Here is a 12,803-nt window from a genome sequence, read left to right on the forward strand (position 1 = left end):
TGCCGGATCGATGGGGTCTTGCTCCCCGCGATCTCAACCCGAGTGCGGACGCTTGCCCGGGTTCTTCTTCGAGCGGGTGTGGGAACCGCGCTCGAGGCTGCTCTTCTGGCCGCGGTGCGAGGTGACGGTCACGCCCTTGGGCGCGACGGGACGCGGGGAAGCCTTGCGATCGGCTTCGGTGATGATCTTGTTGCCCATGTTGGCTCCGGTAATGAACTGAGAAACACCTGCCCGAAGTCACAGACTCGCCGGCCTCGGGCCCGAGCGGGCGACCGGCAGCCTAGAGCAGCGTCGGAAATACGGTGAAGGGCGGGAGTTTACACGGGCTGATGCCAAGGAGGCGGACGCTGTCGCGCGGACGGCCGCCCTTCCTACAGACGGAGGCGGATGACCGGCCTAAGGTGGTCGCATGGATCCCTCCGACGCTGATTCCAGAACCGGCACCGGCGAGCAGTCCGGGACTGCGTCCAAGCCTGGCGCCAAGCCGGACGCAGGCCGGGTGGCGGCCTCTCCCGGCGAAGACGCCGTGCCCGCGCTGCTGCGCGGCTTCTCCATCGTGCATGCGGCGCTGGCGCTGCTCTTCACGGCGATGGCGCTGCTGCTGCTCGTGATCGCCGCGAGGGAAACCTGGATGGCGATGCATCTGGAGCTGAACGACGAGGCCGCGCAGCTCGTGATCGAGGCGATGGGCGTGCTCGCCGCGGCGGTGGTGGCGCTGCAGATCGCGCAGACGATCACCGAGGAGGAGGTCATCCGCAGCGCCCACATCAGCGCGCCGACGCGGGTGCGGCGTTTCCTGTCGCGCTTCATGGTGGTGATCGTGGTGGCGCTCGCGGTGGAGGCGCTGGTGGCGACGTTCCGCGCGGCGCACGCGGATTCGACCTTGCTGCTGCACGCGGCGGCGATGGTGCTCGCGGTGGGCGTGCTGCTCACGGGCTGGGGGCTGTTCATCCGCCTCAACCGCGCCGCCGAGGAGCTCGAGCCCGAAGCCATGCAGGAGGCGAAGCGGGAGGATCACAAGCTGAAGTGAGTCGGCGCGCCTACTGGTCCAAGGCACCGCATCGCCGATGCGTACTGGATCCGGTCATGGTGTGAATCGTCGGTGATCGCGACGATGGGCCCCAGGTGTTTCGAACATCTCGCCCACCCGATCGCGCGGATCCGCCGTCCCTCTCGTGGGCTCCCACCCTGACCCATGAGGACGACACCATGACCTGCCTGACCGATGCTGATCTCCCCCACGCCCTCCCACCAGCGTCCGCGCGGACGGGACGGCAAGCCCTGTCCCCGTCATTCGGAGGCGCCTCGTGCTGACCCGGAAGGTCTCCACGCGCGATGCGTTCAACGCGTTGTGCAACCGCGTGGATGAAGCCCGCGAACTGGCCAAACTGATGCTGCCGACCGACTCCGACGCCCGTCAGGCCAACGATCGCGAGCGCGTGATCCATATGCTCGACGAGATGGCCGCCCTGCTGCGTATCGTGTCCGTCTTGCTGTTCGAGGATCAGCGCTATCGGCTGACGCCGCCGATGTCGGACCTCGAATCGTGAATCAGGGCGGCAAGCCCGTGCTCAATCGTTCAGGAACGGCATCGTGTCCTGGAAGTTCTGCGCCTCCACCTTGCGAGCCACCAGCCTGGCGCAGCCCTTCAAGCGCGAGAGATCCAGCATCTGCAGGCCAGGGTTCGGCTGGCCGCTGAAGCAGCACACCGTGCCAAAGATCCGGCCATCGGAGAGCACCACTGGCGTGCTCAGGTGGGCGCCGATCGGCACTGGCGTGGGGGGCAACTGGTGCGCCTCTGCCACCGCCGACGCGTTCGTCATCAGCTCCGGCGCCCGCCCTTCCACGATGCGCTGACAGTAGCTCTGCTCCAGCGGCGCGGAATCGCCCACATGCACGCCGATCTCCGACTCTCCGTCCACGAAGCGGAACACCCGCTCTCCGTCCAGGAATTCAGACACGAACACGACGTCCATATCCAGTTGCTCACGCAGCCCCCGCAACACGTCGCTGATGCGCGCATCGAGATCCGGATCGAAACTGTCCGATGTGGCGGCCAGCAACTCAGAGATGGCGACATCAAGGGAATGAGCGGTGAACGGACGGTCGTACATCGAAACGCAATGACTGGGATTGACGGGCCATGCTACCCATTTGCCGAGCCGCTTCAGCACCGGATGCATGGCCCTCGGGTTACAGCTTGTAGCGACTCGTGCGGCAAACGCCCCGGCCGGTTGTGACGTTGAATCGCCGGTCATCGTGGCCCGATCGCGGCCTCATGCTGGCCTCATCCTGGCCTCATCCTGGCGTCATCTCGCGCTCCTCGCGGCCTCATCTCGGGGCATCCGCATGCCGCAGGCGGTACAGCCCCACGTCGACGCGGCCGGCGAGGAAGCCGGCTTCGCAGTAGCAAAGGTAGTACTCCCACAGCCGCTTGAACGGCAGGTCGAAGCCCAGCGACTCGATCGCCGGCCACTCGGCCAGGAATCGGCGCCGCCACTCTGCCAGGGTGGCGGCATAGCCGCCTCCGAAGCGCAGTTCGGTCTGGAATGCCAACCCGGCGCGGCTCGCCTGATCCGACATCCTTTCAGGCGTGGGCAACATCCCTCCGGGGAAGATGCAACGCTGAATGAAGTCCGGACTGGCGCGATAGCGCTCGAAATGCGATTCGTCGATCGTGATGGCCTGCAGCACGGCGGTGCCGTCCGGCAGCAGCCTGTCCCGCAGCGCGGAGAAGTAGACCGGCCAGTAGGCCTCGCCCACCGCCTCGATCATCTCGATCGAGACGATGCGGTCGAAGCGGCCCTCGATGTCGCGATAGTCCTGCAGTCTCAGATCCACCCGGTCGGCCACGCCCCACTGCGCCGCGCGCTCACGCGCGAAGGCGAGCTGCTCGGTCGACAAGGTGACGCCGACCACCTCGACGTCGCAACGCCGCGCCAGCGTGGCGGCGAGCGTGCCCCACCCGCAGCCGATCTCGAGCACGCGCTGGCCGGGACGCAGGTCCAGCATCTCGACGATGCGATCGATCCGCCGTGCCTGAGCCTCCTCGAGCGACAGGGCCGGACCGTTCGCGACGCGAGTCGCGCCGTCGCCGTGGCCGTGGCCGTGGCCGCCATCGTCGTAGATCGCGCTGGAGTACAGCATGCTGTCGTCCAGCCAGCGCTCGTAGAAGCGGTTGCCCAGGTCGTAATGCGCCGAGATGTTGTGCCGGCTGCCTCGCCGCGTGTTGGCATTCGCGCGGTGCAAGAACCTGGCCAGCCAACGCGCTGGTCCGCGGGCGGCGGTGACTTGGCCGAGGGAGGCCTCGTTGGCCAGGCCGAAAGCCAGCAGCGCGGTCAGGTTGGAGGAGCTCCAGTCGCCGTCGCGGTAGGAGAACGCCAGCCCGAGGTCGCCCTGCAGCAGGGTCCGCCACACCGGGCGCCAGCGGTGCAAGCTGAGGTCGGCGCAAGGCCCGGGTTCAGCGCCCGCCGCTTCCACCTGGCTGCCATCGGGCAGCGTCAGGGTCAGGCAGCCATATCTGGTCCGGGACAGCAAGCGCCGCAAGGTGTCATGCCGCGATGGCGCGCTGCGCAGAGAACTGGAATGGTCAAGCATGAACGGTGGCCTCGTGGAAGGCGGTCGAAGGGAGGAGTCAGTTCGGACTGGCTTGGATTGATTCGGTCGCTGTCGCTGCCACGGCCGCTTTCACTGTCGCTGTCGCTGTCGCTGTCGGGGTCGGCTTCGCTGCTGCCGTTGCCGTTGCCGTTGCCGTTGCGGTTGCGGTTGCGGTTGCCGGTGCCGTCGCGGACGATGACCGGACGACCGTAAGCGGGTCCTCGGGCGCTGGCGGACGCTGATGCAGGCGCGCGCCCTTCAACCACAGGCGCAGAGCCTCCCAATGGATGCCGGCAATGACCTTCAAGGTCAGCAGCGGATGCGTCACGAGGAGCCCCAGCAATCTCGCATCGCTCAGCGCCACGCGCGTCGCATCCAACCGGGCGTTGAGCACGGCGTCGCCAGAGCCCTCGTGCACGCTGACACCGATCGAGAGCCCTTCGCGCGGCGGCGCAATCCGGAACCGGTAGTGGAGATCCATGCCGAGGAATGGCGAGACATACAGTCGTTTGTCGCAGCGCTGCTCGATGAGATCGGCATCCCGTTGCATGGGATCGACCTCGACCAGATAGCTGTGGCGCTCACCGAAGGTGTTGTTGACCTCGTAGAGCAGCGCTTGAAGGCGGCCATCGGGGGCGTCGCAGAACCAGACGCTCAGCGGGTTGAATGCGTAGCCAAGCAGACGCGGCATGGTCAGCAGCCGGATCGCGCCTCCGGTCGGGAGTCCCGCCTGTGCCAGACGCGCGTCGATCTGCGCGCGCAGCCCCGAGCCATCGCGCGCGGCGCCGTCACCGTGGTCCGACGGACGGAAGCTGAAGAGGTTGAAGCGCCCCACCGAGAACCAGCGCAGGCGTTCGTGCAGCGCGGGCAATTCGTCGATGTCGATCAGCAGCGTGAACATCCCGTAGTCCAGGCGGTGCCTGAGCGGGCGCAGGCGTTGGTGCATCACGCGGCCCCGATAAGCCACCGAGCGGAGCGGCGCCGAGGAGGCGGCGCTCATGCGGCCACCGCGCGCGGCAGGTGGATGCGATCGGACTCGCCTGGGACGGTCCACGGCCGGCGCGTGCCGCCAAGCGCCTCGGCCACCGCCAGCCCGGCCTGCAGTCCGTCCTCATGGAAGCCTGATCCGAAGTACGCGCCGCAGAACCACACGCGCTCCCGACCCTGCAGCGACCACAACTCGCGCTGCGCGGCGATGGCTGCGGCATCGAAGCGCGGGTGCTCATAGACCTCGGTGCGGATCAGGTGCTCCGGCCTGGGCGGCGTCGATGGGTTCAAGGTCACGAACAGCGGCACCGCGCCCTGCCCTTGCGGCAGATGCGGCTGCAGACGGTTCATCCAGTAGGTCACCATCGGAGGCTGGCCCGTGAGGCGTTCGTTCCCCCGTTCGGCGAGGTAATTCCAGCTCGACCAGACCGAGCGGCGCAGCGGCATCAACGCGGGATCGCGATGCAGCACCGCCAGGTTGCGGGTGTAGGAGAACGCGCCGAGCAGACGGCGCTCCGCCGCCGTCGGCGCCAGCAGCATGCGCAGCGACTGGTCCGCATGCGCGGCCAGCACGACGTGATCGAAGGGCGCCGTCCATGCCCCGCGCCGTGTGCGCAGCCTCACGCCGCCGGGCTCGCGGGCCACCGCCATCACGGGCTCATCGCGATGCAGCCGGTCCTCGAAGGACTGCGTCAGCCGCCGCACATACTCGCGGCTGCCCCCGTCGACGGTGCGCCAGACCGGCCGGCCCGACAGCCGCAACAACCCGTGGTTCTGGCAGAAGCGGACGAAGGCCGCCACCGGGTAGCGCCCCATCTCCGCAGACGACGAGGACCAGATCGCCGCGCCCATCGGATACAGGTGGTCGTCACGGAAGGCACGCCCGTAACCGCGCGCGTCGAGGTAGTCATCGAGCGCCAGGTCACCGCACGAGGCGGCGTCCCGCGGCGCCTCCCGGTAGAAGCGCAGCAGTTCCACGAGCATGCGCCAGAAGCGCGGGCTGATCAGGTTGCGGCGCTGGGCGAAAAGCGCGTTGAGGTCGGTGCCGGCGTACTCCAGGCCGCCACCGTCCAGGCTCACGGCAAATGACATGTCGGACGGCCGTGTCGGCACGTCCAGATGGCGGAACAGCGCGGTCAGGTTGGGATAGGCCGGCTCGTTGTAGACGATGAAGCCCGTATCGACCGGGACCTGGCGGAGCCCGCACAGCGCGTCCACCGTGTGGCTGTGCCCACCCACGCGGCCCTCCGCTTCAAAGACCGTCACGTCATGCCGCCCGGCCAGCAGCCAGGCGCAGGACAGGCCGGAGATACCGCCTCCGACCACGGCGATGCGCAGCGGCCGGCCGTCGGGGGGAGCGGGCGGTGGCGGGTTGTCGCGGGCGTCGTGGCGGGCGTCGTGGCGGTCCATGGGGGCGCGTCCAGGAGTTTGGATTTCAGTCGTCTGGCACTTCTACGGACGCCGCGCCGGTTTGGATCGCTGCCGGCGCACGGATTCGCGCGGCCAGCCCCAGGATCGCCCGCATGACGTCCGAGCCGCCGCCGGGCGATGATCCAAAGTCCGGCTCACCGCGTAAGAGCAGTCATGGGCAGCCCGAGACGCGATGAACCTGCAAGGCCCCCGGTCACTGGACCGGGCGTTGAACCGTCGCCGTCACTTCCGTCGCTGCGCCTCCGTGCGGGAGCCCGCCACTTGAAGATCGTTCCGCTTGATCCGGATCGCGCCCCTCTTGCGCCAACCCCGTCCGAAGAGGACTGGCCGGCGCTGATGCGTCTCGTGGCGGAACGGCGAGACCGGGACGCGTTCGGGCGGCTGTTCTTGCACTTCGCGCCGAGGCTGAAGAGCTATCTGATCCGCACCGGCAGCTCCGACGATGCGGCCGAGGACCTGGCACAGGAGGCGTTGGTGATGGTCTGGCGCAAGGCGGCGCTGTTCGATCCCGGACAGGCGGCCGTGTCGACCTGGATCTTCACGATCGCCCGCCGGCTGCGCATCGATGCGGCCCGCCGCCAACGCCTGGACGTCGCCGAAGACGAGGCCGTCGATCTGGACCGGCTGGAGGCCGACGAGGCTGGCGTCGAGGAACGGGCGGAAGTCTCTCGGATGTCGCGCCGGGTCCGGGACGCGCTCGGTCAGTTGCCGGCGGAACAGGCGCAGGTGCTGCGTTTGTCGTTTTACGAGGATGAGCCGCATGCGCGCATCGCGGCCGAACTGGGCCTGCCGCTGGGGACCGTCAAGTCCCGCATCCGGCTGGCCGTGGCGCATCTGCGCCGATTGATCGATCTTTCATGACGGCCACGGCCCTCCCCCACCGCCGAACCCTCCGATCGCCTTCGCCATGACTCCCTCGGACATCCACCATCACCCCGCCGACGAGCTGCTGTTGTCGCTGGCGGCCGACGGTCTGCCGATTGGCCTTCGGCTGGTGGTGGAAACGCACCTGGAACTCTGCCCGGCTTGCCGCGAGCGCGTCGCGATGTTGCGCGCCGTCGGTGGCGCGGTGCTCGAGGAGCAGCCGGCCGCCGCGATGCGCGAGGACGCGCTCGGGCGCGCCTTTGCCCGCATCGACATGCTTGAACAGCGGGACGCCGCTGAGGCTGCGGCAGGAAGACCGGCGACGCGGCCGCGCAAGGCGTTGGCGCCGCCGCCACTGCCGGCCGGCGCCATGTGGCCACGCGCCCTGGCCGACTGTCCGGCCACGCGGTGGCGATGGATCGGTCCGGGCATGCGCTGGAGCCGCGTCACCGTGCCCGGCGCTCCGGAGGCCAACGTCTTCCTGCTGCGTATCGATGCCGGCAAGTACCTGCCGCAGCACACGCACCGCGGCACCGAACTGACGCAAGTGATCCACGGCCGCTTCCACGATGGTCGCGCCCTGTTCGGACCAGGAGACTTCGACCTGGCCGACGGCGAAGTCCACCATCAGCCAGTGGTTCAGGACGGCAGCGAATGCATCTGCGTCGCGGCCGTCGAGGGCCGGTTGCATTTCGATGGTCTCATCGCGCGCTGGTTCGGCTCGCTCGTCGGCATGTAGCCAGGGTCAGACCTGCGGCGAGGCCCGATGACAGACCGCTGACGACAGCGCCCCAGGCGATGTCGATGAGGGTGAGCAGCCAAGGCCAATCGCGCAGCGTCGCCTGGTTGGTGAGGTCGTAGGTCGCGTAAGCCAGGACGCCGACGAAGGCGCCTGTGAAGAAGGCCTTGCGCCACTGGCCGCTGGACACCGCCGGCAACACGGCGAAGCCGACGAGGCCCGCGGCATACAGCGGATAGAAGACCGCCACGGCGCGCCAATCCACGGACGTCGCCATCAGGTGGCCGAGCGCCGGCTGATAGAGCGGCGCGGACAGGCTGCTCAGCCAGATCGCATCGATCCCCAGGAAGATCACGAGCGTGATCAACCAGGCCAAAGGCCATCGCCAGCCCGGCGAGCGAGCGGAAAGCAAGTCGGTGTTCATGCCCGAGTTCGTGCTCGTGCTCGTGCTCCTGCTCGTGTTCGTGCTCATGGCGAGTGCTCCCTCAGGGCAAGCGGTAACTGAGGACACGGCCGCCCTTGACCTCCGCGTCCAGGCCGATCCATCGGCCATCGCGGCGGTCGCGCCAGACGGTGATCTCCTGTTTCGCGCCTGCGGACTTTGCCGAGAGCCGCCATCTCGTCGCCTCGACGTCGCGGCCAGCCACGGGGATCACGGCATCGGGCAAGCGCTCGACACGGAGTTCGTCGATCTCCCCCGTCTGCGGATTGAGCAGGCGCTGCTGCGCGAGCAGTCCGGGGTTCCAGTACGCGTAACTCATCAGGCAGGCCGAGTTGCCGTCCTCCTCCGCGCGCCGATCAATCTCCAGCGCCTTGCCATCGTCATCGGTGCGGCTGTGGAGATCCTGCAGACAATCGCCGCGCCACCGCTCGCGCGCCTCGTGGCGGTAGCGATAGACGGAGATGCCGAGCAACTTCACATCGAAGCGCGCGGTGCTGAGGACCTCCCGAGATTCCGGCGGCCCCTCGACCGTGAATCGATGTGATCCGATCAGCTTGCCATCCAGGCGGACGTCGAAATTCCAGCTCTGCGCGAGTACGCCCGGCGCCGCGAGAGCGAGCGAGAGACCAAGCGCCCTCATCTCGCCACACCCCGCTTCGGCGGCCAAGGGATGAAGGCGCTGGTGCGAGCGATGTACGCGCGATAGGCCGGGCGGCGCTCGCCGATGTCCCGCTCCAGCAGCGTGACGCCGGACACGCGCAGCAACAGCGCGGTCATCAGCACCGGCGAGACCAGGCACCAAAGACCGCTCCATCCCGCGGCGGACAGGGCCATGACGCCAAGTCCCCACCACACACAGCATTCGCCGAAGTAGTTGGGATGGCGCGAATATCGCCAGAGGCCGCGGTCCATCACTTGGCCGCGATTCGCGGGATTCCGGCGGAATTGCGCCAGTTGAGCATCGGCGGCGCTTTCAATGACCAGGCCCGTGAGCGCCAGTGACGCACCCACAAGATCCCAGCCGCCCCAGCCCGGCCGGCCCTGACCAGTGGCGGCGAGCACGGGCCAGCTCACCACCCATCCGAGCGCTGCCTGCAGCAGGAAGACCAACCACAGACTCTTGAGCGCGAAGCCTGGCTGGTTCCGGTCACGGATGGCTCGGTAGCGGCGATCTTCGCCATGACCCCAATTGCGCACGGTGATGAACAGCCCCAGCCGCACGGCCCAGGCCAGCAGGATCGCGAGCATCACGATCGAGCGCGTGTCGCCGCCGAGCCGCCAGACGTAGAACGCTGACGGCGCGGCGATGAAGGCGGACCAGAGGCGATCCGCCAGGCTCGCGTCGCGCAGTGGCAGGCTGGCGAGCCAGGTGGGAATCGCAATTCCGGCGGCGATCAGCAGTCCAATGCCCGCGGCCTCGAGCATGGCTGACGCTGCGAGATCCATGTCGGCGGCCTCAGCGCCGGGGCGCGAACAGGTAATGGCTGACCCACCACTGCTGGCCCTGGTCGTAGCCGAACAGCTCTTCGACCGACAGCAGGAACAGCCGCCAGCGCTGCCACCACATCGGCGTGTCGGCCACGCCGTACACCGACTCGAGCACCGGCCATAACGCTTGGCGATGCGCATCGAATCGCTCCAGCCAGGCGGCGGCGGTGCGCGCGTAATGGCGGCCATCCCAGCGCCAGCGCCGCAGCAGCGCGAGATCGTCCTGGCACAGCAGCGCCAAGTCGTCGCTGGGCATCATGCCGCCGGAGAAGAAGTACTGCCCCATCCAGTCGGTCGCGTCGCGCACCTCGAAGGCATAGGGTGCCTCCCGGTGGGCGAAGACGTGGAGGAAGAATCGGCCGTCGTCGGCCAGCCAGTTCGCCACCTTGCGGAAGGCCTGCGGCCAATTGCGCAGGTGCTCGAACATCTCGACCGACACGATGCGGTCGAAGCGCCGGTCGACGCTGCCGTCATCGCCGAAGCGGTTGAAGTCGCAGGTCAGCACCTGCAGGTTGCGCAGCCCGCGGGCCGCGGCCTGGCCCTCGATGAACGCGCGCTGCGAGGCCGAATTCGACACCGCGACGATGGTGGCGCAGGGGAAGCGCTCGGCCATCCACAGACTCAACGAGCCCCATCCGCAGCCCAGCTCCAGGATGGTCTGACCGTCGGCCAAGCCGGCTCGCGCGGCGGTCTCGGCCAGCGCGGCCTCCTCGGCCGCTTCGAGCGTGGTCACGCCCTCGGGCCACCAGCAGCAGCTGTATTTGCGCCGCGGGCCCAGCATCGCTTCGAACAGCGCCGCCGGCAGCTCGTAATGCTGTTCGTTGGCCTTGTCCGGCTGGAGCGCCAGTGGCGCCGCCCGCAAGGTGTCGAGAAAGGCCTGTGTCAGCGCTGCGGCCGATTCGTGATCGCGATGGCGCGACTCGGCCAGCCGGGCGCGGAGCAAGCGGCGGATGCCCATCCGCAAGGCCGGTTCGGGCAGCAGGCCGCGCTCTGCCAAACGAACGGCAAACGAAGAGAGATCGAGCGTCATGTCGCAAATCCGGCGGTGGTGACCTGCGGCTTCTACGCAGGCTGGCGCGGAATGGATCTCTCTCGCCCGGCGATCTTCCTCAGAGACCTTCCATCGCGCGTTCCTGCGCCTGCTCCTTCAGCGTGCCGCCCTTGGGCGCGAGCAGTTCGCGGGCATTGGGAATGCCGGAGCCCGCCGACGCCGGCGCCACCGGCGCCTTGTAGCCGGGCACCACCGTCACCGCCCCGCCCTTGACCTTCTGCTCGGTGCTGCCGGCCGGGCAGGCATCGTTGGTGTACAGCACGCTGCCGTTCACCAGGCAGCGGCGCGGCGCGCCGGACGAGGCCGCGGGCCGGTCCTGCGCGCCCGCGGTCGACGGCTGGTCGTTGCCGAGGCGGATCTTGGGCACCTCGACGCGTTCGACCTGGCGCGCGGCGTCGCGCAGGAAGGGGATCTCGTCCCGATGCTTCCATCCGATCACGCCGGCCACCGCCAGGACGACGAGGAGCAACACCACACGCATGACTTCTTTTCCCTGATTCAAGCCGGCCAGTTGTTTCGAATTGATGCGGGCGCGGCGGGTGCGCATGATAGCGATGACGGATGTCTTCGACGCACAGGCCCGCGCCGGTGCTGGGGATGCTGGCGCCATGCAAAGGATGGCATCCTCTGTCCATGACCCGTCCGGCTGATTCCACCGTCGCGCCCGATCCCGCCGTCGCGACCGACTCCCTCCCCACCCTTGCGTCGTCGCTGGAGCGCCCCGCCCCGGTCTCTTTCTGGGCCGCCTTCCGCTTCTGGCTGAAGCTGGGCTTCATCAGTTTCGGCGGTCCCGCCGGGCAGATCGCGATCATGCATGCCGAGCTGGTCGAGCGCCGCCGCTGGATCAGCGAGCGGCGCTTCCTGCACGCGCTCAACTACTGCATGCTGCTGCCCGGCCCCGAGGCCCAGCAGCTCGCCACCTACATCGGCTGGTTGATGCACCGCACCCGCGGCGGCCTGGCCGCGGGCGGCCTGTTCGTGCTGCCATCGCTTTTCATCCTGATCACGCTCTCCTGGATCTACGTCGCCTTCGGCACCCTGCCCGCGGTCGCCGGCATCTTCCACGGCATCAAGCCGGCCGTCACCGCGCTCGTGCTCCACGCCGCGCACCGCATCGGCCGCCGCGTGCTGCGCAATGGCTGGCTCTGGGGCATCGCCGCCGCGGCGCTCGTGGCGATCCTGCTGGACCTGCCCTTCCCGTTGATCGTGCTGGGCGCGGGCGTCGCCGGCGCGATCGGCGCACGATTCGCGCCGCGGGTGTTTTCCGGCAGCGCCGCGCACGCCGCCGCCCAGGGCGGCTACGGTCCCGCGCTGATCGACGACGACACCCCCACGCCCGCCCACGCCCTCTTCACCCGGGCCAGACTGGCCCGCGTGCTGATCGTGGGCATCGGGCTCTGGTTCGCCGCGATGGGCGCGCTCATCGCCGTGTACGGTCTCGACGGGGCCTTCACGCAGATGGGCCTGTTCTTCACCAAGGCCGCGCTGCTGACCTTCGGCGGCGCCTATGCGGTCCTGCCCTACGTCGTGCAGGGCGCTGTCGAGCATCACCACTGGGCCACCGGTCCGCAGATGATCGACGGCCTGGCGCTGGGCGAGACCACGCCGGGGCCGCTGATCATGGTGGTCGCTTTCGTGGGCTTCCTCGGCGGATGGAAGGCGCAGGTGTTCGGCCCGGACGCGCTGTTCGCCGCTGGCGCCACGGCCGCCGCCGTGGTCACCTTCTTCACCTTCCTGCCGTCCTTCATCTTCGTGCTGGCCGGCGGGCCGGTCATCGAGGCCACCCACGGCGACCTGCGCCTGACCGCGCCGCTGACCGCCATCACCGCCGCGGTCGTGGGCGTCATCGTGAACCTGGCGCTGTTCTTCGCCGGACATGTGTTCTGGCCGCAGGGGCTCAGCGGCCCCTTCGACACCGTGTCCGCGCTGATCGCCGCCGGGGCCGCCATCGCGCTGTTCCGCTTCCAGTGGGGCGTGCTGCCGCTGCTCGGCGCATGCGGCGCGCTCGGGCTCGCGCTGGCGATCGTGCTGCCGCTGCGCTGATCACGGCACCGACCGCGGCACGCGAGGGGGACACAATGGCGCCTCCATGCGCTCGACGCGCCCTTGACGCGCCCTTGACGCGCCATCGACACGCCTTCGACGCCCGTTGCCGCCATGTCGTCCACTCCGCCGCCCCTGCCTTCGCCATCCCCTGACCCGCG

General features: G+C 68.8%; 15 protein-coding genes. 5 read left to right on the plus strand and 10 right to left on the minus strand.

Annotated features, from left to right (window positions below):
• Nucleotides 1-33 precede the first annotated feature (33 nt).
• On the minus strand, nt 34-198 hold the full coding sequence (locus ABDW61_RS06695) for a hypothetical protein (RefSeq protein ID WP_279756418.1): 165 nt from the start codon (nt 196-198) through the stop codon (nt 34-36).
• Nucleotides 199-526: 328 nt separating this feature from the next.
• Here ABDW61_RS06695 and ABDW61_RS06700 point away from each other — a divergent pair, with 328 nt between their 5' ends.
• Together ABDW61_RS06700 and ABDW61_RS06705 are read left to right on the plus strand one after the other, a co-directional pair.
• Complete coding sequence (locus ABDW61_RS06700) at nt 527-1,030, plus strand: hypothetical protein (protein WP_343637591.1); 504 nt, start codon at nt 527-529, stop codon at nt 1,028-1,030.
• A gap of 277 nt (nt 1,031-1,307) precedes the next feature.
• On the plus strand, nt 1,308-1,550 hold the full coding sequence (locus ABDW61_RS06705; RefSeq protein WP_343637451.1) for a hypothetical protein: 243 nt from the start codon (nt 1,308-1,310) through the stop codon (nt 1,548-1,550).
• A 21-nt stretch (nt 1,551-1,571) separates the two neighbouring features.
• Here the strand turns inward: ABDW61_RS06705 and ABDW61_RS06710 are convergent, their stop codons facing one another.
• The 4 genes from ABDW61_RS06710 to ABDW61_RS06725 all read right to left on the minus strand — a co-directional run bounded on the left by ABDW61_RS06710 (nt 1,572) and on the right by ABDW61_RS06725 (nt 5,994).
• Complete coding sequence (locus ABDW61_RS06710) at nt 1,572-2,183, minus strand: GAF domain-containing protein (protein WP_343637453.1); 612 nt, start codon at nt 2,181-2,183, stop codon at nt 1,572-1,574.
• 148 nt (nt 2,184-2,331) lie between these two features.
• Nucleotides 2,332-3,597: a cyclopropane-fatty-acyl-phospholipid synthase family protein gene (locus ABDW61_RS06715; RefSeq protein WP_343637455.1), complete on the minus strand. Its 1,266-nt coding sequence runs from the start codon at nt 3,595-3,597 to the stop codon at nt 2,332-2,334.
• A 37-nt stretch (nt 3,598-3,634) separates the two neighbouring features.
• Nucleotides 3,635-4,597: a DUF1365 domain-containing protein gene (locus ABDW61_RS06720; RefSeq protein WP_343637457.1), complete on the minus strand. Its 963-nt coding sequence runs from the start codon at nt 4,595-4,597 to the stop codon at nt 3,635-3,637.
• Entirely contained in the window at nt 4,594-5,994 is a 1,401-nt protein-coding gene (locus tag ABDW61_RS06725; protein ID WP_343637459.1) for an FAD-dependent oxidoreductase, read from the minus strand. The genes ABDW61_RS06720 and ABDW61_RS06725 overlap by 4 nt, the downstream gene beginning before the upstream one ends.
• Nucleotides 5,995-6,276: 282 nt before the next feature.
• On the opposite strand from ABDW61_RS06725, the gene ABDW61_RS06730 reads away from it, so the two are divergent.
• Together ABDW61_RS06730 and ABDW61_RS06735 are read left to right on the plus strand one after the other, a co-directional pair.
• Entirely contained in the window at nt 6,277-6,876 is a 600-nt protein-coding gene (locus ABDW61_RS06730) for a sigma-70 family RNA polymerase sigma factor (RefSeq protein WP_343637461.1), read from the plus strand.
• Nucleotides 6,877-6,967: 91 nt separating this feature from the next.
• Entirely contained in the window at nt 6,968-7,618 is a 651-nt protein-coding gene (locus ABDW61_RS06735) for a ChrR family anti-sigma-E factor (protein ID WP_343637463.1), read from the plus strand.
• Here the strand turns inward: ABDW61_RS06735 and ABDW61_RS06740 are convergent.
• The 5 genes from ABDW61_RS06740 to ABDW61_RS06760 form a co-directional block, all read right to left on the minus strand.
• The gene (locus ABDW61_RS06740) at nt 7,581-8,042 is read right to left on the minus strand and encodes a DUF2177 family protein (protein WP_343637465.1); all 462 of its coding nucleotides are present in this window, start codon (nt 8,040-8,042) and stop codon (nt 7,581-7,583) included. The two genes, ABDW61_RS06735 and ABDW61_RS06740, sit on opposite strands and share 38 nt — an antisense overlap.
• A gap of 61 nt (nt 8,043-8,103) precedes the next feature.
• Entirely contained in the window at nt 8,104-8,727 is a 624-nt protein-coding gene (locus ABDW61_RS06745) for a DUF6134 family protein (protein WP_343637467.1), read from the minus strand.
• A complete protein-coding gene (locus ABDW61_RS06750) occupies nt 8,697-9,485 on the minus strand; it encodes a DUF1295 domain-containing protein (protein ID WP_343637469.1) in 789 nt (262 codons plus the stop codon). Before ABDW61_RS06750 ends, ABDW61_RS06745 begins: the two co-directional genes overlap by 31 nt.
• 31 nt (nt 9,486-9,516) lie before the next feature.
• Nucleotides 9,517-10,578 carry a cyclopropane-fatty-acyl-phospholipid synthase family protein gene (locus ABDW61_RS06755; RefSeq protein WP_343637471.1) on the minus strand — a complete coding sequence of 354 codons (1,062 nt, stop codon included), beginning with the start codon at nt 10,576-10,578 and terminating at the stop codon, nt 9,517-9,519.
• Between the two features lie 79 nt (nt 10,579-10,657).
• Nucleotides 10,658-11,080 carry a hypothetical protein gene (locus ABDW61_RS06760; RefSeq protein ID WP_343637473.1) on the minus strand — a complete coding sequence of 141 codons (423 nt, stop codon included), beginning with the start codon at nt 11,078-11,080 and terminating at the stop codon, nt 10,658-10,660.
• Nucleotides 11,081-11,232: 152 nt separating this feature from the next.
• Here ABDW61_RS06760 and chrA point away from each other — a divergent pair, with 152 nt between their 5' ends.
• The gene (gene chrA, locus ABDW61_RS06765) at nt 11,233-12,642 is read left to right on the plus strand and encodes a chromate efflux transporter (protein WP_343637475.1); all 1,410 of its coding nucleotides are present in this window, start codon (nt 11,233-11,235) and stop codon (nt 12,640-12,642) included.
• Nucleotides 12,643-12,803: the final 161 nt, after the last annotated feature.

Source organism: Roseateles sp., assembly GCF_039595595.1.
GTDB lineage: Bacteria > Pseudomonadota > Gammaproteobacteria > Burkholderiales > Burkholderiaceae_C > Roseateles.